The sequence below is a fragment of the Kitasatospora kazusensis genome (assembly GCF_039529945.1).
GTDB classification, from domain to species: domain Bacteria; phylum Actinomycetota; class Actinomycetes; order Streptomycetales; family Streptomycetaceae; genus Kitasatospora; species Kitasatospora kazusensis.
Map to the genome: position 1 here is coordinate 1 of NZ_BAAANT010000057.1, position 19,779 is coordinate 19,779.

Annotated in this window: 22 protein-coding genes; 13 read left to right on the forward strand and 9 right to left on the reverse strand. The window is 73.4% G+C overall.

The window, feature by feature from the left end; genetic code table 11:
- On the reverse strand, window positions 1-1,043 hold a 1,043-nt coding region (locus ABD330_RS29200), incomplete at its 3' end, for a PucR family transcriptional regulator ligand-binding domain-containing protein (RefSeq protein WP_344469151.1).
- A gap of 209 nt (window positions 1,044-1,252) precedes the next feature.
- Between ABD330_RS29200 and ABD330_RS29205 the strand changes: the two genes are divergently transcribed.
- Together ABD330_RS29205 and ABD330_RS29210 are read left to right on the forward strand one after the other, a co-directional pair.
- Window positions 1,253-2,071 carry an FAD binding domain-containing protein gene (locus tag ABD330_RS29205; RefSeq protein WP_344469153.1) on the forward strand — a complete coding sequence of 273 codons (819 nt, stop codon included), beginning with the start codon at window positions 1,253-1,255 and terminating at the stop codon, window positions 2,069-2,071.
- On the forward strand, window positions 2,068-4,824 hold the full coding sequence (locus ABD330_RS29210) for a molybdopterin-dependent oxidoreductase (protein ID WP_344469155.1): 2,757 nt from the start codon (window positions 2,068-2,070) through the stop codon (window positions 4,822-4,824). Before ABD330_RS29205 ends, ABD330_RS29210 begins: the two co-directional genes overlap by 4 nt.
- 117 nt (window positions 4,825-4,941) lie before the next feature.
- Here the strand turns inward: ABD330_RS29210 and ABD330_RS29215 are convergent, their stop codons facing one another.
- Together ABD330_RS29215 and ABD330_RS29220 are read right to left on the reverse strand one after the other, a co-directional pair.
- Window positions 4,942-5,361, reverse strand: a complete 420-nt coding sequence (locus tag ABD330_RS29215; protein ID WP_344469157.1) for a TOBE domain-containing protein — start codon at window positions 5,359-5,361, stop codon at window positions 4,942-4,944.
- Window positions 5,362-5,508: 147 nt separating this feature from the next.
- Window positions 5,509-6,597, reverse strand: coding sequence for a WD40/YVTN/BNR-like repeat-containing protein (locus ABD330_RS29220; protein ID WP_344469159.1), 1,089 nt, complete (start codon window positions 6,595-6,597; stop codon window positions 5,509-5,511).
- 186 nt (window positions 6,598-6,783) lie between these two features.
- Between ABD330_RS29220 and ABD330_RS29225 the strand changes: the two genes are divergently transcribed.
- The 3 genes from ABD330_RS29225 to ABD330_RS29235 all read left to right on the forward strand — a co-directional run bounded on the left by ABD330_RS29225 (window position 6,784) and on the right by ABD330_RS29235 (window position 9,483).
- Entirely contained in the window at window positions 6,784-7,539 is a 756-nt protein-coding gene (locus tag ABD330_RS29225; RefSeq protein WP_344469161.1) for a pirin family protein, read from the forward strand.
- Window positions 7,540-7,792: 253 nt separating this feature from the next.
- Entirely contained in the window at window positions 7,793-8,560 is a 768-nt protein-coding gene (locus ABD330_RS29230) for an alpha/beta hydrolase family protein (protein WP_344469163.1), read from the forward strand.
- Between the two features lie 80 nt (window positions 8,561-8,640).
- Entirely contained in the window at window positions 8,641-9,483 is an 843-nt protein-coding gene (locus ABD330_RS29235) for a MerR family transcriptional regulator (protein WP_344469165.1), read from the forward strand.
- Between the two features lie 52 nt (window positions 9,484-9,535).
- On the opposite strand, the gene ABD330_RS29240 is transcribed toward ABD330_RS29235, so the two are convergent.
- Both ABD330_RS29240 and ABD330_RS29245 read right to left on the reverse strand, forming a co-directional pair.
- Window positions 9,536-10,984, reverse strand: a complete 1,449-nt coding sequence (locus ABD330_RS29240; protein WP_344469167.1) for a dihydrolipoyl dehydrogenase family protein — start codon at window positions 10,982-10,984, stop codon at window positions 9,536-9,538.
- A gap of 176 nt (window positions 10,985-11,160) precedes the next feature.
- Complete coding sequence (locus ABD330_RS29245) at window positions 11,161-12,714, reverse strand: APC family permease (protein ID WP_344469169.1); 1,554 nt, start codon at window positions 12,712-12,714, stop codon at window positions 11,161-11,163.
- 132 nt (window positions 12,715-12,846) lie between these two features.
- On the opposite strand from ABD330_RS29245, the gene ABD330_RS29250 reads away from it, so the two are divergent.
- Entirely contained in the window at window positions 12,847-13,482 is a 636-nt protein-coding gene (locus ABD330_RS29250; protein WP_344469171.1) for a TetR/AcrR family transcriptional regulator, read from the forward strand.
- 99 nt (window positions 13,483-13,581) lie between these two features.
- Here ABD330_RS29250 and ABD330_RS29255 read toward each other — a convergent pair whose 3' ends face one another.
- Window positions 13,582-13,962 (reverse strand): thioredoxin family protein, encoded by a 381-nt coding sequence (locus tag ABD330_RS29255; protein ID WP_344469173.1) that lies wholly within the window; start codon window positions 13,960-13,962, stop codon window positions 13,582-13,584.
- 71 nt (window positions 13,963-14,033) lie between these two features.
- On the reverse strand, window positions 14,034-14,249 hold the full coding sequence (locus ABD330_RS29260) for a hypothetical protein (protein ID WP_344469175.1): 216 nt from the start codon (window positions 14,247-14,249) through the stop codon (window positions 14,034-14,036).
- Between the two features lie 30 nt (window positions 14,250-14,279).
- On the opposite strand from ABD330_RS29260, the gene ABD330_RS29265 reads away from it, so the two are divergent.
- The 3 genes from ABD330_RS29265 to ABD330_RS29275 are packed head-to-tail and all read left to right on the forward strand — an operon-like array spanning window position 14,280 to window position 16,304.
- Entirely contained in the window at window positions 14,280-14,885 is a 606-nt protein-coding gene (locus ABD330_RS29265; RefSeq protein WP_344469177.1) for a hypothetical protein, read from the forward strand.
- A gap of 31 nt (window positions 14,886-14,916) precedes the next feature.
- On the forward strand, window positions 14,917-15,504 hold the full coding sequence (locus ABD330_RS29270) for a sigma-70 family RNA polymerase sigma factor (RefSeq protein WP_425555676.1): 588 nt from the start codon (window positions 14,917-14,919) through the stop codon (window positions 15,502-15,504).
- The gene (locus ABD330_RS29275; protein WP_344469179.1) at window positions 15,501-16,304 is read left to right on the forward strand and encodes a zf-HC2 domain-containing protein; all 804 of its coding nucleotides are present in this window, start codon (window positions 15,501-15,503) and stop codon (window positions 16,302-16,304) included. The genes ABD330_RS29270 and ABD330_RS29275 overlap by 4 nt, the downstream gene beginning before the upstream one ends.
- Before the next feature lie 27 nt (window positions 16,305-16,331).
- Here ABD330_RS29275 and ABD330_RS29280 read toward each other — a convergent pair whose 3' ends face one another.
- The gene (locus ABD330_RS29280) at window positions 16,332-16,850 is read right to left on the reverse strand and encodes a DUF1990 domain-containing protein (RefSeq protein WP_344469180.1); all 519 of its coding nucleotides are present in this window, start codon (window positions 16,848-16,850) and stop codon (window positions 16,332-16,334) included.
- Window positions 16,847-17,680, reverse strand: a complete 834-nt coding sequence (locus ABD330_RS29285) for a YndJ family protein (protein WP_344469181.1) — start codon at window positions 17,678-17,680, stop codon at window positions 16,847-16,849. Before ABD330_RS29285 ends, ABD330_RS29280 begins: the two co-directional genes overlap by 4 nt.
- A 243-nt stretch (window positions 17,681-17,923) precedes the next feature.
- Between ABD330_RS29285 and ABD330_RS29290 the strand changes: the two genes are divergently transcribed.
- From ABD330_RS29290 to ABD330_RS29305, 4 genes are all read left to right on the forward strand, one after another.
- A complete protein-coding gene (locus ABD330_RS29290; RefSeq protein ID WP_344469182.1) occupies window positions 17,924-18,094 on the forward strand; it encodes a hypothetical protein in 171 nt (56 codons plus the stop codon).
- Between the two features lie 94 nt (window positions 18,095-18,188).
- Window positions 18,189-18,449 carry a DUF1876 domain-containing protein gene (locus tag ABD330_RS29295; protein ID WP_344469183.1) on the forward strand — a complete coding sequence of 87 codons (261 nt, stop codon included), beginning with the start codon at window positions 18,189-18,191 and terminating at the stop codon, window positions 18,447-18,449.
- Between the two features lie 553 nt (window positions 18,450-19,002).
- Complete coding sequence (locus ABD330_RS29300; RefSeq protein WP_344469184.1) at window positions 19,003-19,272, forward strand: hypothetical protein; 270 nt, start codon at window positions 19,003-19,005, stop codon at window positions 19,270-19,272.
- On the forward strand, window positions 19,253-19,771 hold the full coding sequence (locus ABD330_RS29305) for a DUF6879 family protein (RefSeq protein ID WP_344469186.1): 519 nt from the start codon (window positions 19,253-19,255) through the stop codon (window positions 19,769-19,771). Before ABD330_RS29300 ends, ABD330_RS29305 begins: the two co-directional genes overlap by 20 nt.
- Window positions 19,772-19,779: the final 8 nt, after the last annotated feature.

Genomic DNA, 19,779 nt, shown 5'->3' on the forward strand with positions numbered 1-19,779 from the left:
CGCCCGGCCGCCTCGGCCGCCGCCGGCCCGGCGACCAGCGCGGTGGCCCCGCCGTGCCCGTCCTGCGCCGCGGCGAAGGGGGCGCCGACCCGGTGCAGCGCCTCCGCCAGCGCGGTGACGGCCCAGGACGCGCCCTGCGGCGCCGCCGCCGCGCCGTCGATCCGCGCGGTGACCGGGGTCAGCCGGGCGCCTGCGGGCAGTCCGCAGGCGGCGAGCGCGTCCGGCAGTCCGGGGCCGTCCTGCGCCAGCAGCTCGACCAGCCGGGCGGCGCTCTGCCGCTGCGCCGCCGCGCCCGCCCGGACCCGGGTGGCGAGCGGGGCGAGCAGCTCGGCGAGCCCGTGCAGCACGGCGGAGGCGGCGAGTGCGGGCGTGCTGTGCGGCTGGAGCTGCCAGCCGTCGAAGGGGGAGTCGCCCTGCGGTCCGATCGGCACCGCCCCCCGGGCGGCCGACGGCGCCGTACCGCGATCGCCACCCTCCGCCGCGCCGGTGGAACTCGCCAGTACCCGGCCGGTGGCCGAGACGACCGAGCAGTCCGGCACTCCGAGCCGGGCCACCGCGCAGGCCAGTACCTCGTCGAGCGGCGCCTCGGCGTGCAGCAGGGCGAGCAGCTCGCGCCGCCCGGCTTCCGGGATCACCGCCACGCCCTCCGCGCGGGCCTGCAGGCCGCCCCACAGCCGCAGGTAGACCCGGTCGGTGACCGCGCGGAAGCTGGTACCCGGCGGGACGGAGAGCAGCGGGATCCCGTGTGTGCGGCAGGCGTCCACCAGGCTCTCGGGCACGGTGCCGTGGGTGCCCTCGCCGGCCAGCAGGGCGGCCACCCCGGCACTGCGCAACGAGGTGGCGAACCGCAGCGCCGCCGAGGTCTGGTCCGGCTGCCACCAGACCAGCCCGCTCAGCACCAACTCGCCGGGCTGGAGGTAGCGCGCCGGGTCCTGGAGGTCGGTCGAGGTCACTCCGGTCACCTGGCGGCCCAGTAGGTCGGACGTCCCCCAGGCCAGCCCGATGTGCAGGCCGTCCAGCCCCAGCAGATCTCCGACGATCATGTCTCGCTCCTTGTGCTCCGCGCCGTTCCCGCCTCTCGCTGAAGCGATGGCAAGGTGCGCACAGGCATCGTAAATGCAAGTCCAAACACCTCCCCACCCTCTTGTTCGATCACCCAGAACCAGCCGCCCCACCTGGTGCTCCGCGCCAGTCGTACGCCCAGTTGCGCCGTTGCTTCAATCGGATCGCGAGTGGAACGAGAGGGACGGACATGGATCTGAACACGGTGCTGGAGGTGCGCGACGCCGGCCGTCGCGGGGTGTGGCGGCCCGGCGACGCCTGGCTGGGCGGCGGGACGTACCTGTTCTCCGAGCCGCAGCCGCACCTGCGCCGGCTGATCGACCTGAGCCGGACGGGCTGGGAGCCGCTGCGGGTGACCGCCGCCGGCGACCTGGAGATCGCCGCGACCTGCACGATCGCCCAGCTCTCCCGCTCCCCGAAGCCGTGGACGGCCGGGCCGCTGTTCGAGCAGTGCTGCCGGGCCTTCCTGGCCTCGTGGAAGATCTGGAACATGGCGACCGTCGGCGGGAACCTGTGCAACGGGCTGCCCGCCGGGCCGATGATCTCCCTCACCGCCGCCCTCGACGGGGTCTGCCTGCTGAAGGCCCAGACCGGCTCGGTACGCGAGGTCCCGGTCGCGGACTTCGTCGTCGGCGCCGGGGTCAAGGACCTGCAGCCCGGCGAGCTGCTCCGGTCGGTCACCCTGCCCGCCCGCGCGCTCGCCGCCCGCACCGCGTTCCGCCAGGCGTCGCTGTACGGGCTCGGCCGCTCCGGCGCCCTGGTCATCGGCGCGGTCGACCCCCTCGACGGGACACTGACCATCACCGTCACCGCGTCGACCGTCCGCCCGGTCCAGCTGCGCTTCCCGGTGCCGCCGAACGCCGAGGCCGTGCGCGAGGCGGTCGAGTACGCCGTCCGGCCGGACGAGTACTACGACGACATCCACGGACTGCCCGCCTGGCGACGCCACATGACGTTCCGCTTCGCCGAGGAGATCCGCCGCGAACTGCTTGAGGAGGCCGGACGATGAGCTACTCGATCCGCGTCAACGACCGGGACTTCGACGCCGAGCCCCGCCCCGGCCAGTGCCTGCGCACCTACCTGCGCGACCGGGGCTGGTTCGGCGTCAAGAAGGGCTGCGACGCCGGGGACTGCGGCGCGTGCACCGTGCAGGTGGACGGCGAGCCCGTGCACAGCTGCCTCTACCCGGCCGTCCGCGCCGAGGGGCGGTCCGTCACCACCGTCGAGGGGCTGGCCAAGGAAGGCGGCGAGCTGCACCCGATGCAGCAGCGGTTCCTGGACGCCCAGGGCTTCCAGTGCGGCTTCTGCACCGCCGGCTTCCTGATGACCACCTCGGCCCTGGACGAGGAGCAGCTCACCGACCTGCCCAGGTCGCTGAAGGGCAACCTGTGCCGCTGTACCGGCTACCGGGCGATCGAGGACGCCGTCCGGGGCGTCAAGCACGCCGAGCAGCCGTGCGCCGGGCAGGCCGTCGGCCGCAGCCTCGGTGCACCCGCCGGACCGCAGGTGGTCACCGGCACCGCCCGCTACACCTTCGACATCGAGGTCGAGGGGCTGCTGCACATGAAGCTGCTGCGCTCCCCGCACCCGCACGCCCGGATCGTCTCCATCGACACCTCGCGCGCCGAACGGGTGCCCGGGGTCCACCTCGTCCTCACCCACCACGACGCCCCCGACAAGCTCTACTCCTCCGCCCGGCACGAGCACCCCACCGAGGACCCGGCCGACACCCGGGTGCTGGACGACGTGGTCCGGTTCGTCGGCCAGCGGGTCGCGGCCGTGGTCGCCGACACCGAGGGGGCCGCCGAGGAGGCCTGCCGGCGGATCGACGTCGAGTACGAGCAACTCCCGTACGTCATCGACCCGGAGGAGGCGATGCTGCCGGGAGCGCCGGTCATCCATCCGAAGGGGCCGGAGTCCCGGATCTTCCGTGCCGAGGACAACGTCTGCGGCGAGGTGCACGGCGAACTGGGCAGCGTCGAGCGGGGTTTCGCCGAGGCCGACGCCGTCTACGAGGAGACCTTCCGGACCCAGCGGGTGCAGCACGCCAGCCTGGAGACGCACGGCTGCGTCGTCTACTTCGAGGAGGCGGACGACGGCCCGGACCGGATCGTGGTCCGCTCCAGCACCCAGGTCCCCTTCCTCACCCGGCGCGCGCTCTGCGACCTGTACGACCTGCCGATGGAGCGGGTCCGGGTCATCGCCGGCCGGGTCGGCGGCGGCTTCGGCGGCAAGCAGGAGATGCTCACCGAGGACATCGCCGTGCTCGCCGCGATGCGGCTGCACCGGCCGGTCAAACTGGAGTTCACCCGCCCCGAGCAGTTCTACGGCGCCACCACCCGGCACCCGTTCAAGGTCACGGTGAAGGCCGGCGCCAAGCGGGACGGCACCCTGACGGCGCTGCAGTTCCGGGTGGTCGCCAACACCGGCGCGTACGGCAACCACGGCCCGGCGGTGATGTTCCACAGCGTCGGCGAGTCGATGGGCGTGTACCGGGCGCCGAACAAGAAGGTGAACGCCTACTCCGTCTACACCAACTGCGTGCCCGCCGGGGCCTTCCGGGGCTACGGGCTGGGCCAGGTCACCTTCGCGCTGGAGTCGGCGATGGACGAGCTGGCCCGGTGCCTGGACATCGACCCGCTGGCCCTGCGGGAGAAGAACGTCATCGGCCCCGGCGAGCACATGGAGGGCCCGCTGGGCGAGGAGGAGGACCTGCACATCGCCAGTTACGGCCTGGACCAGTGCCTCCAGGTGGTGCGCAGCGCCCTCGCCGACGACCGCAGCGCCGAACTCGCCCCCGAGGGCTGGCTGGTCGGCCAGGGCTTCGCGATGGCCGCGATCGCCACCGGCCCGCCCGGCGGCCACTTCGCCGACGCCACGGTCAAGCTGCTGGAGGACGGCACGTACGACATCGCGGTCGGCACGGCGGAGTTCGGCAACGGCACCACCACCGTCCACCAGCAGATCACCGCCGGGGCGCTCGGCACCACGGTGGACCGGATCGCCATCCGGCAGTCCGACACCGACGTGGTCAGGCACGACACCGGCGCGTTCGGCTCGGCGGGCACGGTGGTGGCGGGCAAGGCCGTGATGAAGGCCGCCAACGCGCTCGCCGAGCAACTCCTCTCCTTCACCGCCGAGTACGCCCGCACCCCGCGCAGCCTGCTGCGGCTCACCGCCGACGCCGTCGAGTGCGACGGGCGGACGGTCACGCTGAAGGAGGTCTTCGAGGCGGCGCGCGGCAAGGGCGTCGAACTCGCCGCCGACGGGCACTGGGGCGGCTCGCCGCGCTCGGTGGCCTTCAACTCCCAGTGGTTCCGGATCGCCGTCGACCCGGACACCGGCGAGATCAGGATCCTGCGCAGCGTGCACGGCGCCGACGCGGGCAAGGTGATGAACCCGATGCAGTGCCGGGGCCAGGTCGAGGGCGGCGTCGCCCAGGCGCTCGGCGCGACCCTCTTCGAACAGGTCCTGGTGGACGAGCGCGGCGAGGTCACCACCGCGGCCTTCCGCCGCTACCGGCTGCCCGCGTACGCGGACGTGCCGCGCACCGAGGTGCACTTCACCGAGACCTCCGACGCGATCGGGCCGCTGGGCGCCAAGTCGATGAGCGAGAGCCCCTTCAACCCCGTCCCGCCGGCCTTCGCCAACGCCCTGCGCGATGCGACCGGCATCCGCTTCACCGAGGCGCCGTTCCTCCGGGACAAGGTGTGGCTGGCGCTCCACGCACTCCGCTCGGAGCAGCAGGTCCGGGGTCGGTAGCGCGGCTCGCCGGTACGACGTGGCCGTCCGGTGCGTCGTCGGCCGTACCGCCCAGGGGTGAGGTGTCCTGCCGCACCCCTGGGCGGGCCCGTCCTGGTTGTGCGGGGCGGGCCGTGGTCAGGCCGTGGCGAGTGAGATCTCGGTGGACTTGATCAGTGCGACGACCGGCGAACCGGCCGCGAGGCCGAGATCCGTCGCCGCGTCGGCGGTGATCGCGGCGGTCAGCTCGCCGCCGTCCACGGTGACCTTGACGCCGGCCATCGCGCCGCCGGTGGCGACGTCGGTGACCGTGCCCGGGATCTGGTTGCGGATGCTCAGCCCGGCGACCGGCCCGGTGGCGAGCGCGACCTCGGTCGACTTCACCAGGGCGCGGACCTCACTGCCCGCACTCAGGCCGAGCTCCTTGACCGCGTCCACGGTCACCGCGGCGGTCAGCTCCAGGCCGCTCGACAGCCGGACCTTGACGTTCGCCATCACCTCGCCGGTGGTGACGGAGGTGACGGTGCCGGGAAGCTGGTTGCGGATGCTCAGGCTCATGGGAGTGCCTCATCTCTGTGGAAATCCGGTTTCCGTGAATGCTGCTGAAGCCACTCTAGCCACGGAATCGTCGCAGCTCAGAAGCCCTGTGCAGGCGCGAGCCCGATCGCCCGTAAAGCCTCGCGGATGCGGTCGGGCCCCGAGGTTTCAGGGCAGCGTCGCGGCCCGGACGCAGAGCACGTCCGGCAGGTGCGAGGTGATCAGCGACCAGCTGTCGCCGTCGTCCGCGCTGCCGTAGACCTCGCCGTTGCGGTTGCCGAAGTACACCCCGGCGGGCTCGCCGTCGTCCGTGCAGAGGGCGTCCCGCAGGACGACGCCGTAGTGCGCCTGCTGGGGGAGGCCCTGGGAGAGCGGTAGCCAGTTCTCGCCCGCGTCCCGGGTGCGGAAGACCCGGCAGCGGCGGCCCGCCGGCAGCCGGGCGTAGTCCGCGTCGAGCGGGAAGAGGTAGGCGGTGCCGCTGTCGCGCGGGTGGGTGGCGATGCCGAAGCCGAAGGTCGCGGGCAGGCCGTCGCCGATGTCCTGCCAGTGGCCGCCGCCGTCGTCGCTGCGGTACACCCCGCCGTGGTTCTGGAGGTAGAGCCGGTCGTGGTCGAGCGGGTCCGGCGCGACCTTGTGCACGCACTGGCCGAACTCCGGGTACTCGTCCGGGAGGAAGCCGGCCCGGATGCCGGTGTTGGCCGGGTGCCAGCTCTCCCCGCCGTCCGCCGTCCGGTACACGCCGCCGGTGGAGACCGCGACCGTGACCGCCGAAGCGTCCCGAGGGTCGGTGACGATCGTGTGCAGCCCCTGGCCGCCGAAGCCGGCGGCCCACTCGGCGCGCTGCGGGTGCGACCAGAGCGCCTCGACCAGCGCGAAGCTCTCGCCGCCGTCGGTGGAGCGGAACAGGGCGGCGGGCTGGGTGCCTGCGTAGACCACACCGGGTGCCTCCGCGCCCGCCGGCTGGAGCTGCCAGACCCGCTCCAGCGAGGTGCCGGTGTGCTCGGGGAAGCGGACGGCCGGGCTCGCCGGCTCCTGCCAGCTCGCCCCCAGGTCGTCCGACCACCAGACGGACGGGCCCCAGTGGCTGCTGTCCGCGCCGACCAGCAGCCTGGTCCGCCCGCCGCGCCGGTCGACGGCGGTGGAGTAGACGGCGTTCATCTGGAAGTGCGGCCCGGTGAACTCCCACCGTGCCCGGTCCGTGCTGCGTCCGAGGAAGAGCCCCTTCTGAGTCCCGACGGCCAACAGGGTTTCGGTCATGGCGTACCACCTGGTGAGCGAGGTGCGGCCCCCGGCGCCAGTCTGCTCCGGGCGGTCGGGGGCCGCACGTCACCGCGCCGGGAACGGGGTCGGGAACGGGGTCGGGAACGGGGTCGGGAACGGGGTCGGGAATGGAGTCGGCCAAGCTGTAGTTTACAATTCAACAAAGCTCGAAGGGAGCCCCCGATGACCTCCGTGATCGACGTCCGCCGCGCGGGTGAGCGTTTCCACACCCGTACGAACTGGCTGGACTCCAAGCACTCGTTCTCCTTCTCCCGCCACTGGGATCCGGCGAACACCCACTTCGGCCTGCTGCTGGTCTCCAACGACGACACCGTCGCGCCCGGCACCGGCTTCGACACCCACCCGCACCGCGACATGGAGATCATCACCTGGGTGCTGGACGGCGCCCTGGTGCACCAGGACTCCGAGGGCCACCACGGGATCGTCTACCCGGGCCTGGCGCAGCGGATGAGCGCGGGCACCGGCATCCTGCACAGCGAGAAGAACGACTCCTGGACGCTCACGGGCGACCCGGCGCACCGCAACCCGGTCCACTTCATCCAGATGTGGACGATCCCGGACACCGCCGGGACCGTCCCGGGCTACGAGCAGCTGGACATCAACGACCAGCTGTCCGAAGGCGGTTGGACCACCCTTGCGTCCGGCATGGCCAAGCACGCCCAGCAGCGCGCGATCGGCGTCCGGCAGAAGCACGCGGCCCTGCACGTCACCCGGCTGCGGGCGGGCGAGACGCTGGAGACGGTGACCGCGCCCTTCGCCCACCTCCACGTCGCACGCGGCGAGCTGGCCCTCGAAGGCGCCGGCCTGCTCTCCCAGGGCGACACCGCCCGGATCACCGCCGCCGAGGGGCAGCGGATCACCGGCGGCCCGGAGGGCGCGGAGGTGCTGATGTGGGAGATGACCGCCGCCCTGGGCTGACCACGGTGCGGGTGGGCGGCTCGACCGCACGGGCCCGCCCGTCCGAGGTGGTGATCACACGTCAGAAGAAAGGCCTGGGCGGGCCGGTGATCGATCTGATAGCTTTCAGTCGCCCGTGACGCTGCCCGAGGAGGTGGGACCCATGAACGCTGTACCGCTGTGGGTGCTCCCCCGTCCCGTCACGGCCGGGCGACCGACGTAGGTGTCGCCAGGGAGCGCCTCGACAACCAGGCACTCCCGAAAGGCACCACCTGTGTACTCCCTGAAGTTCACCACCGAGTCCTCGTCGAACGGCGTGGTCGAGCGCGAATTCACCCTGGGCGACGATGTTCCCGGTGTGCTCTGGTCGCCGGCTTCCGGTGCTGACCGCGCACCCCTGGTCCTGATGGGTCACGGCGGCGGCAACCACAAGAAGCACCCGGCGATGTCCGGCCGGGCCGGGCGCCTGGTGGCCGGCTGCGGCTACCACGTCGCCGTCCTCGACGCGCCCGGTCACGGCGACCGGCCGCGCACGGCGCACGACGAGGCGGAGATCGCCGAACTGTTCCGGGCGAGGGCGGCCGGCGAGCCGGAGGGCCCGATCGTGGTCCGCTACAACGACCATCTGGCGCAGCTCGCCGTGCCCGAGTACCGGGCGCTCCTGGACGCCCTCCAGGAGCTGCCGGAGATCGGCTCCGACGGGCCGGTCGGCTACTGGGGCATCAACATGGGCACCGCGATCGGCATTCCGTTCGTGGCGGCCGAACCCCGGGTCACGGCTGCGGTCTTCGGCCAGCACTGGCCCGACGTGCTGGCCGAGAAGGCGAAGCAGATCACGATCCCGGTCGAGTTCGACCTGCAGTGGGACGACGAGCACATCTCCCGGGAGGAGGGTCTCGCGCTGTTCGACGCCTTCGCCTCGAAGGAGAAGTCGCTGCACGTGAACTCGGGCCTGCACAAGGAGCTGCCCCGGTTCGAGGCCGACAGCGCGGTCCGGTTCTTCGCCCGGCACCTCGGCGCAGCGGTCACCGCACGGGCCTGACGCACGTGCTCACGGCGCCCGGCCGACGGGCCGGGCGCCGCGCTTGACTCTCCTGCCACCCGAGACGGCAAGCTGCGGCCATGGACAGAACGAAGCTGCTGCCCATCGGGCAGTTCGCGCAGGCGACCGGACTGACGATCACGGCGCTGCGGCACTACGACGCGAGCGCCGTGCTCGCCCCGGACCGCACCGACCCGGTCAGCGGCTACCGCTACTACCGGCGGGACCAGGTGGAGACCGGGCAGCTGGTCAGCGGGCTGCGTCAGTTGGGACTGCCCATCGACCAGATCCGTGAGGTGCTGGAACACCGGTCCGCCGGACGGGACTTCGCGGTCGAGCTGTGGGCGCACATCGAGGCCGCCCAACAGCGGGTCGACAAGCAGCGGATGGTTCTGCGCCAACTGTTGACCCGTTCGACCGAAGGAGACCTGATGTCGCACCGAGTCACCGTCCGCCGGGCCAGGCCCGTCCACGCCCTCACCTACCGCGCCGAAATCGACTCGGCGGGGTTCGACCAGTTCGTGCGGACGGCCTTCCAGAGCCTGTACACCGTGGCGGGCGCCGCCCCGCTCGCCTTCAACGCCCCCGCCTTCCTCCGCTACCACGGCCGGCTGACGGACGAGGGCACGACCCTGGTCGAGGCCTGCCTGCCGTTCCGGGCCGACGCCGCGCAACCCGGGGACCTGCCCGAGCCCATGTACGTCCTCGACGTGGCGGAGACGATGTTCGCCGGAGTCGTCCTGCAGGGGGCGGAGTCGGGGTACCCGCAGATCCTCGCCGCCTACGATGCGGTGGCCGACTGGATCGCCGCGCACGGCTTCGACTTCGCCGGGCCCGCCTACGAGACCTACCAGCAGTGGTGCGGCGAACAGGGCCACGCCGACAATACGTTGGAGATCGGCTGGCCGATCGACGGCGCCTGAACGGCGGCGGCACGGGCCCCGGGCACGCCCGGGGCCTGCGCCGTTGTCGTCCTCAGCCCCGGTAGGTCTCCAGGAGGCGGAGCCAGACCTCGCTGATCGTCGGGTAGGAGGGCACCGCGTGCCAGAGCCGGCTGATCGGTACCTCGCCGACCACCGCGACGGTCGCCGAGTGCAGGAGCTCCGCGACGGCCGGGCCGACGAAGGTGGCGCCGACCAGGACCTCGCGGTCCAGGTCGACGACCAGGCGGGCCCGGCCCCGGTAGCCGTCGCCGTACAGGGACGCGCCGGCCACCCGGCCGAGGTCGTGGTCGACGGCCCGGACCCGCAGGCCCGCCTGTTCGGCCTCCCGCAGGGTCAGGCCGACGGCGGTGGCCTCGGGTTCGGTGAAGACCACCTGCGGCGGGCCGGCCGTGTCGGCGGAGGCGGCGTGCGCACCCCAGCGGGCGGTGTCCGGCTTCTCGCCCCGCGCCCGGGCGCCGATCGCCGCGCCCGCGATCCGGGCCTGGTACTTGCCCTGGTGGGTCAGCAGCGCACGGTGGTTGACGTCGCCCGCCGCGTACAGCCAGCCGCCCGCGACGCCGGTGACGGCGCAGCTCTCGTCCACCTCCAGCCAGGAGCCGGGGGTGAGGCCGACGGTCTCCAGTCCGATGTCGTCGGTGTGCGGCGCACGGCCGGTGGCGTACAGGACCTCGTCCGCCTCCAGCCGCCCGCCGCCGTCGAGGTCCAGCGTCACCGGGCCGCCGTCGCGGTGCAGGCCGGTGACGGCGGTGGCGAGGCGTACGTCCACGCCCGCCTCGGCCAGCCCGGCGGCGACGAGCTCGCCGGCGAAGGGCTCCATCCGGGGGAGCAGCCCCGGGCCGCGGACCAGCAGCGTCACCTCGGAGCCCAGCGCCCGCCAGGCGGCGGCCATCTCGACGGCCACCACGCCGCCGCCGACGATCGCCAGCCTGCGCGGCACGACCGCCGAGCTGGTCGCGTCGCGGCTGGTCCACGGGTGCGCCTCGGCCAGGCCGGGCAGGTGCGGCAGGGCGGCCCGGGTGCCGGTGCAGACCGCGACGGCGTGCCGGGCGGTCAGCAGGCGTTCGCCGTCGACCAGCACGGCGCGCTCCCCGGCCAGCCGTCCGTGGCCCCGCACCAGGTCGATGCCGGTGGCGCGCAGCCACTCGACCTGTCCGTCGTCGTGCCAGTGCGAGGTGAACTCGTCCCGCCGGGCCAGCACCGCCGCCGCGTCGAGCGGACCGCTCACCGCCTGTTTGGCACCGGGCAGCGCGCGGGCGTGGGCCAGCGCGGCGGCCGGACGGAGCAGCGCCTTGCTGGGCATGCAGGCCCAGTACGAGCACTCGCCGCCCACCAGCTGGCTCTCCACGAGGACGGTGCTCAGACCGGCGGCCTTGGCCCGGTCGGCGAGGTTCTCGCCGGTCGGGCCCCCGCCGAGGACCACCACGTCGTACTCGTCCGCGGCGTACCCCTCGGGGGCGTTCTGCTGGAGCTGGGGGGTCATGGCTCTCACTCTCACTCGACCGGGTGGCACCGGCACCATCCTCCGACGGTTCGGCGCCGCCCGGTAGGTGCGTGGTCGGCGTGTCGGGCGCGGGGCCGGCCCCGGGAGCGGTGAACGGCCCGTCCGATTCCGCCGGAGAAGCCGGCGGGCCCTGCGGCGAGCCCACCGGCGGAGCGTCAGATGACGGCGGGTGCCAGCTCGTCGGTGTCCTGGCGCTCGGGGGCCGGGCCCCGCATCAGCCGCTGCGGACGGCGTACCAGCAGGTAGCCGACCCCGGCCAGGGTGACCAGGCCGACGCCGAGCAGGGCCGCCCAGACCTGGTACCAGGGGGCGCCGGGCGGCGCCAGGATGGTGCGCGGCCAGCAGATGTTGACGACCTCCAGGCCGGTCCAGAGCGCGGCCAGCACGTTGAGCAGGGTGCCCCAGCGGCCGTACGTGACCTCGCCGGCCGGCTGCCAGCTGCCGCGCAGGCGGGCGGTCAGCGCGACCACGGTGAGCAGGAAGAACGGCAGGAAGGTGGCGGCCGTGCCGAAGGTGATCAGGCTGCCCATCGCGGCGCTCCGCAGGCCGAGCGGCAGGGCGGCGCAGCTGACCAGCGTCGCGGCGACCAGGCCGCCGATCGGGGCCTTGTGCCGGTTGACCTTGCGGACCTGGCGCGAGAACGGGAAGACGCCGTCCCGGGCGAGCGAGTAGAGGCCGCGTGCGGCGCCGCCCTGGGAGGCCATCAGGCAGGCGGTGAAGCTGATCAGCACGACGACGACGAACGGCTTGTCCGACCAGCTGCCGAGCCCGGTGGTGACGGCGGTGGTGACGGGGTCGAGGTCCTTGCCCGCGACCACGGCGGCCGGGTCGGGGTGGGCGAGCGCGACGGAGACGGCGTTCAGGATCACCACGGCGCCGACGCCGAGCAGCGAGTACCGCATGGCGCGCGGCACCTGGCGGGCGGCGTCCTTGGTCTCTTCGGCGGTGGAGACGCAGGCGTCGAAGCCGATGAAGGCCCAGCCGCCGACGGCGATCACGGCCAGGAAGGAGGCGATGCCGCTGGTGCCGGTGGTGGCCGGTGCGTTCAGGGTGTCGGTGAGCAGCCCGAAGCCGTGCTGCCGGTAGAAGAGCAGCAGCGCGAGGCCGACCCCGACGGAGGCGACGGCCTCGGCGGCGATCCCGAGCGAGACGAACCAGCGCAGCATGGTGATGCCGTAGGCGTTCACCAGGGTGCAGACCACCATGAACGCGACCGAGACCAGCACCAGCTGGGTGGGTGTCGGGGTCGCGCCGAAGAGCGCGAAGAACCACGGCGAGGCCAGGTAGGCGACCGTGGTGTTGGCGAACATCACGGCGAACTGCCACATCCAGCCGCTCAGCCAGGCGAAGGTCGGCCCGGCGAGCCGACGGCTCCACTGGTACGCGCCGCCGGCCAGCGGCCACTGCGAGGCCAGCTCGGAGTACACGCAGACCACCAGCATCTGCCCGAGCAGGCAGATCGGCAGGGCCCAGACCCAGGCGCCGCCGTAGATGCTCAGGCCGACCTGGGCGACCGCGTACAGCCCGACCACGGGTGAGACGACCGCGAAGCCCATCGAGATGTTGCCCAGGATGCCGAGGCTGCGCCGCAGCTCCTGGCGGTATCCGAGGGCGGCGAGCCGCTCGCTGTCGGCGGCCTCGCCGGTGGGCCCGCCGGCCTCGGCGGCCGCTCCGGTGGGGTTCTGTGATCTGGGGGGAGTGTCGGTCATGGCCCGTCCACCTTGCCGTCGGATAAAACTAACTTTGTTAGTCGGGGACGGTAGCCGCTGCCGGGGGATCGCGGAAGGGGTCGACACCAGGCTGTAACGTGGCGGCTCCGTGAACGAGCGAGGGGCGGGGCCGTGGGGCGACCGAGCAGAGCGCTGCTGAGCCGGGAGATCATCGCCAGAGCCGCCCTCGACGTGGTGGACGAGCACGGCTCCGACGGACTCACCATGCGGGCCCTCGCCGACCGGCTCGGGGTCAAGGCCGCCTCGCTCTACAACCACGTGAGCGGCAAGGACGAGCTGCTCGACGGCCTCGCCGAACTGGTCAACGCCGAGATCGACCTCTCACCCCTGGCGGCCGAGGACGGGCGCGGCTGGCGCGAGGGGCTCGCCGCGTACGCGCGCGGCTACCGCGCGGCCTTCATACGCCACCCCAACACCATCGCCCTGCTGGCCCGCCGCCGGGTGGGCGCCGAACGGCAGCTGCTCGGCTACGACACGCTGCTCGCCGCCCTCGGCCGGGCCGGACTCGCCCCCGCCGACGCGGCGGAGGTGGCGGCCGCGCTGGACTACCTGGTGCTCGGCTCGGCGCTGGAGACCTTCACCGCGGGATTCACCCGGGGCGCCGCCGAGTACCGCCCCGGCTACCCGGCGCTGGCCGGGGCCCTGGAGGCGTCGGCGGCGCGCGGCGGCGGGCCGGGCGGGCTGGACGAGCGCGGCTTCGAACTCGCGCTGCGGCTGCTGCTGGACGGGCTCGCCGCGCGGCTCTGAGCGGGGCCGGGCTCGGGGGCGCTGCGGCCCCGGCTGTGCGGGCGGCTGGTTACGACCAACCGGCCCGCACAGCGGACGGGCCCGACGGCCCAGGGGCCGTCAGGCCTCGGTGGCGGCCGCGACCTTCGCGCGGACCTCGTCCATGTCGAGCGCCCGCGCCTGGGTGATCAACTGCTCCAGGGACGCCTCCGGCAGGGCCCCGGCCTGCGAGAACACCAGCACGCCGTCGCGGATGACCGCCAGGGTGGGGATCGACTGGATCCCGAACGCCGCCGCCAGCTCCTGCTGCGCCTCGGTGTCCACCTTGGCGAAGACCAGGTCGGGGTGGCGCTCGGCGGCCTTGTCGTAGACCGGGGCGAAGCGCACGCACGGCCCGCACCAGCCCGCCCAGAAGTCGATCAGGACGAAGCTTTTGCCGTCGCCGTCGGGACCCTGGATCACTTCGTCGAAGTTGCCCGAAGTCAGCTCGACCGTGCTCATCACTGGATACCTGCCCTCTCGGATGCCGGATCTGGTCGTACGCTCCCGGGTCAACCGGCCCGGCCGGCGCGCTATTCCTGCGCGGTGGGCGGCCCGGCAGGCAGGGCGCGGATGCCGGGCAGGGCCACCGCGCCGGCGGCCGGCACCGGTTCGAGGACCCGGGCGGCGGCCTCCTCGGCGTCGGCGGTCGCGTGCGGGGCCGTCCGGAGAAAAACCCGTCCGGCGTTGAGCACCACCGCCGTCCGGTCCGTACTGGTGGGCGAGGGGCGGAGAGCCGCCCACCGCACCGGCCGACCCAGCCAGTTTGGGGATCAACCATGCCTGTCCTCCGCCGCGCCGCCCTGCTTGCCGCATCCGGAGCCGCCGCTGCCGCGCTGGTGGCCGGCTGCGGATCCAGCGGGTCCTCGCACAGCTCCGCCACCGCCTCGCCCGCCTCACCGGCGGCGCCGTCCGCCCCGGCCACGCCGGGCAGTCCGGCGCCCCCGGTAAGTGGGACCGTCCTGCAGACGAGCACCTCCGGGACACTCGGCACCATCGTCACCGACGGCAACGGGTTCACCCTGTACCGCTTCGACCACGACACCGCCCAGCCGTCCATGTCCAACTGCAACGGCGCCTGCGCCACCCTCTGGCCGCCGGTGACCGCCTCGGGGACCCCGCAGCTCAAGGGCATCGACAGCAAGCTGGTCGGCACCGTGACCCGGGCCGACGGCAGCAAGCAGATCACCCTGAACGGCTGGCCGCTGTACCGCTACTCGCCCGACACCAAGCCCGGTGACACCAAGGGCCAGGGCTTCGGCGGCATCTGGTTCGCCGCGACGCCGACGGGCGCGAAGGCCGCCGCCCAGAGCCCGGCGACCAGCCCGAGCCCCGCCCCGAGCCAGAGCCCCAGCAGCGGAGGCGGCGGGGGCTACGGCTACTGACCGCGCCTGGCCCGTCCGTCTCGACCAGGAGGTGTGCGTGCGCGAGGATGGCGCCGTGACCGATCATCCCTTCACCGGCCGGGGCGAGGACGGCGGGCCGCCGAGCCGCCCGGCGCCGGACGAGGAGCTGATGCGGACGCTGTACCGCGACCACGCGGGCCCGCTGCTGGGCTTCGTCAGCCGGCTGGTGGCCGGTGACCGGCAGCGGGCCGAGGACGTGGTGCAGGAGACGCTCCTCCGCGCCTGGCGCAACATCCACCGACTGGACGTCTCCGCCCAGTCGTTGCGCCCCTGGCTGGTGACGGTCGCCCGGCGGATCGTGATCGACGGCCACCGGAGCAGCCTCGCCCGCCCGCACGAGGTCAACGACTCGCCGCTGGAACTGCTGCCCGCCGAGGACGAACTCGACCGGGCGCTGCGGCTGATGACCATCTCCGAAGCGCTCGACGACCTCACCCGGGCGCACCGCGAGGTGATCGTCGAGACGTACCTCAAGGGCCGGACGGCCAACGAGGCGGCGGCCGAACTCGGCATCCCCGCAGGTACGGTCAGGTCACGGATCTTCTACGCGCTGCGTGCGTTGAAGCTCGCGCTAGAGGAACGAGGAGTGACATCGTGACGTCGCCCCAGAACCCGCAGACCCCCCAGACCCCCCAGACCCCCCAGAACCCCCAATCTCCCCGGACTCCCCACGAGCCGCCGACGCCCGGGACGCCCCGGACGCCGGAGGAACTCCACCTCGACGTCGGCGCGTACCTGCTGGGCGTGCTCGACCCGGCCGAGCGGCTGGAGTTCGAGGAGCACCTGGCCGACTGCGCCACCTGCACGGCCGAGGCCGGCCGGCTCGGCGGCCTGGAACCGATCCTGGCCGAGCTGGCCGCCGCCGGGCTGCCGCCGGGGGAGTCCCGGGCCACCCCGGAACCCAGCGGGCAGCTGCTCGACCGCCTGGTCGGCGAGGTCGCGGCGACCAGGCGCCGCAGCCGGACCCGGCGGCTGGTGCTGGCCGCCGCGGCGGCCGTCCTGATCGTCGGCGGCCCGGTCGCCACCGCCACCCTGAACGGCGCCAGTGCGCCCCAAGCGGTCGCCGCGGCCCAGCAGTTCAGCGCCACCGACCCGGCGACCGGAACCTCGGCGACCGTCGGCGTCACGGCGCGGACCTGGGGCAGCCAGATCAACCTCTCGCTCTCCCTCGGCACCGTCCAGGGCCCGCTGAGCTGCGACCTGGTCGCCGTCTCCCGTACCGGCGAACGCCAGACCGTCACCACCTGGTCCGTCCCGCCCGCCGCCTACACCACCCTGCGCACCACCGGCGGGGCCGGCCTGCCGCCCGGCGCCATCGACCACTTCGAACTCCGCACCCTGGACACCGCGAACCGTCTCCTGCTCAGCGTCCCGGCCGCCCCCGGGCCGGCCTCCTGACGCGGGCGGAGGAGGCTGGCCGGTCTCTCACCCCGCCGCCAGGCGCCGCAGCGTCACCCCGCAGCGGCGGGCGTACAGGCGCTGGCAGAGCGGGACGACCGGGCCGGCCAGCCGGGTGTACCAGCGGGCCGGCCGGCTGAAGGCGGTGACGGTGAACCAGACGGCGCCGGTGGCGCTGTCCAGCTCGACCACGAAGGACTCCTCACCGCACTCGGGGTGCCCGGTACGGGTGCCGTAGGCGAAGCCGATCCGGTCGCGCTCGTACGTGCTCCAGACCACCTCGCAGGGGGCGGCCAGCCGCAGCGGGCCGACGCCGATCGCGCACTCGACGGCGACGCCGGGCGCGGCCCGGCCGGCGTCCGCGCGGACCCGGACGCCCGCCGCACGGTGCATCCGCCAGGTGGTGACGGCGGCGCCCGCGCGTTCCAGGACGTCACGGCCGTAGCCGATCAGGGCGCGGTGGCGCAGGTGGTTGTAGCCGGCCGGGAGCGGTCCGCCGGGCCGGGTGGTGGCGCCGGTCTCGGGGTAGTTGAGCGGGCTGGTCACGGGTGGAGCTCCTTCGTCCGGCGCCAGGCGAGCAGTGAGCAGAGCGCGAAGCCCAGCGCGTTTCCGAGGCCGTGGGTGGCGGCCATCCAGGTCAGGGTGGGGTGCGGGAACCCGGCGGCCCGGCCGAGTGCCCACCAGAGGGCGAGCAGCATCGTCGCCACCAGGGTGACGGCCGAGACGGCGAGCAGCCCGCCGGTCGTCCGGTCCGGCGCGGCGGGGCGCAGGTCGCGCCAGGTCAGCAGCCCGACCAGCCACATCCCGGTGGTCAGCACCACGGCTCCGGCCAGCTGGGCCCAGTCGTCGACGAAGTACCCCGCCAGGACCATGGCGGTGCCGACCGGGACGCTGAGCGCGGCGGCGGTACGGGCGGCCGGCCGCCCGGGGGCGGCCCGGCAGACCAGCCCGGCGACCAGAGCGGCGGTGAACCCGGCGAAGTGGAAGTGCGGGACGGTGAGCGCCAGGATGTCGAGGTCGAAGCCGAACAGCCGGTACCCGGACCGCTCGGCGACCAGCGCGAGCCCGGCGACCGCCGGTGCGACGAGCGCCGTCAGGGTGGCCACCTCCGCGGGCGCGAGCGAGCGCGTCCGGGCCAGTCGTACGGGCGCCTGGACGGCGAGTGCGACGGTGGCGAGCGCGTAGCAGGCGGCCAGCGCGGTGGCCGGAGCGCCGCGCGGGAGCCAGAGGGCGACGGCGCCGGGCAGTGCCGCGACGGGCCAGTACCGGGCGGTCCGGGTCAGGCCCGAGCGGGCGGGTCCGTCGACCAGGCGCAGCCCGACGGGGATGACGAAGAACATCCCGAGCAGCACGACGAGATTGACGAGGGTGGTCACGGCGGGGCGCCCCGATCGCTGAATTGAACGCGTTCGAAAACCTTTCGGACCGGACTCTACGGCAGAACTGAACGCGTTCAGTAAGCACCCCCCGCCTTACTCTCGTACGCACTCCTGTTCGCATCCCGTCTGCGCCCCGGCCGTCCCGGGCCGCCCGCCCGCCCCTCGGAGGCGCACACTGAGAGCGAGGAGGCCGCGTCCGCCCGGGCCCGTCGCGCCGGGGCCGAGGCGCGGACAGCCGCCATGACCCGAATCCCGTTGATCTGCCCGCGCTGCGGCCGGGCCCAGCGCGTCGTCCCCGGTGGACCGGAGCGCCCGGCCCGGGTGGTGCACGAGGACACCGGCCAGGAGGCCTGCGAACCGGCGGGCCGGCAGGAGGACCGACAGCCCGTGCGGCCCTCGCCCTCGGGGTGAGCACCGGGCGAGCGCCGGGCAAGCGGTGGGCGAGCGGTGGAAAACGGCCCCCGCGCGGCGCACGCTGGAGGGTGAGCCCTTGGAGGTGGCGGCCATGACGCAGACGCTCGTCGGATGGCACATCGAGCTGGAGTTCCAGGAGGACGGCGACCGGACGAAGGCGGTCGCGCTGGTCAGACTGGCGGACGGGACGGAGGTCCGGTCCCACGGCTTCAGCACCAGGCACCACGCGGACGCCCCGCAGCTGCGGGTCGGCGAGGAGGTGGCCGGCGCGCGGGCGCTCAACGACCTCGCGATGCAACTGCTCACCAAGGCCCACGACGAACTCCGGGGCGTACCCCCGACCCCGCTCTAGCCGCGCCGCCGGGAGCCTCAAGGCTGGTCGAGCGGCACGTCAGGGTCCACTGGGCGTCCGTCGCGCACCAGGTCGCGGATCGGGCCGGTGACGTCCCAGGCGTTGACCGGGTGAACCGGTCCAGGAAGGCGCACCACGGGATCGGGACCTCACCGGCGAGCACGGCCGACACCGAGTCGTCTCGGTAGCCGGGGGAGCAGGAAGCTTCACCCCGCCATCGCCGAGGCCGGGCACCAGCGCGCGGCGGCTGCGGCCGTTCTCAAGGGCATGGTGCCGCCCCCGCCGGAAGGTTCGGAAGCTGGCCAAGCCGGCGCGGGCGTGCCGGCGATTGAGTACCAAAAGGCCCTGGCCTTGCCCGTTGAGGGTGGGGCAGGGCCTTCCGTTATTTCATGGTCCGGGGGTTTCCGGCAGGACTTTTGGCCCAGCCGGTGGCAGGGTCAAGATCCTGTCATGACCGACGCTGACTCTTCATCGAAATCGGTATGCCTGACAGGAGCGCGTCCCGCCAGCATGCTTGGAACCACGTGGAACCTGATCGGCATTGGAGGACGACATGGCCCTAGAGTTCTTGGGGATCTACCCGAACACCCCGGACGACGGCTCTCCGACCATCTGGCGGGACACCGACACCGGGGATCTGCTCATCCAGTCCTACAAGGCCGGTCCCGAGGACATCCGGGCCGCGCAGGAGGTCGGTTCGATCCCCGGTCACACGACGGACATCCCGGATCACGAGTTCATGATCCGGCTCCCCGAGAGCATGATCCAGTTCATCCCCCGGCCCAAGGACGAGGACAACAGCGGTGGCAACAGCGGTTCGTGAGCAGTTGGCGAAGGCCAAGCACTCTGCGGTGCACCTGGAGATGCGGGACAGCTACATGCTGGACGACCCGGAGTTCATCGCCTGGCAGCAGGGCAGGCGGCTCGATCCTGCCGACCGGGAATCGTGGTGGCGGTCATGGCTGGACGTGGTGACCGAAGCGACCGGCCGAGGGGTCGTTATGCGCCGCCTTCGGGTGGTCTCGGAGCCGGTGACCGACTACATCCGGTACGAGTACGACGTCACGTTCCCGAACGTGGCGGCGGGTGAGGATGTGCGGTGGCTGCCGCGTTCCCGGGCCGGTGACCTGCTGTTGCCCGGCCTGGACGGGTGGGTGATGGACGGCCGGGTGGTGATCCTTCATCACTTCACCGGTGAAGGCCAGTGGGCCCCCGGCAAGATGGAGGTTCGGGAGGACGCCAACCTTGCCGCCCGGTACCTGACGGCCTATGAAGCCGCCTGGGAGCGGGCCACCCCGCACGCGGAGTACCGCCCCGTCTGATCGGCAAC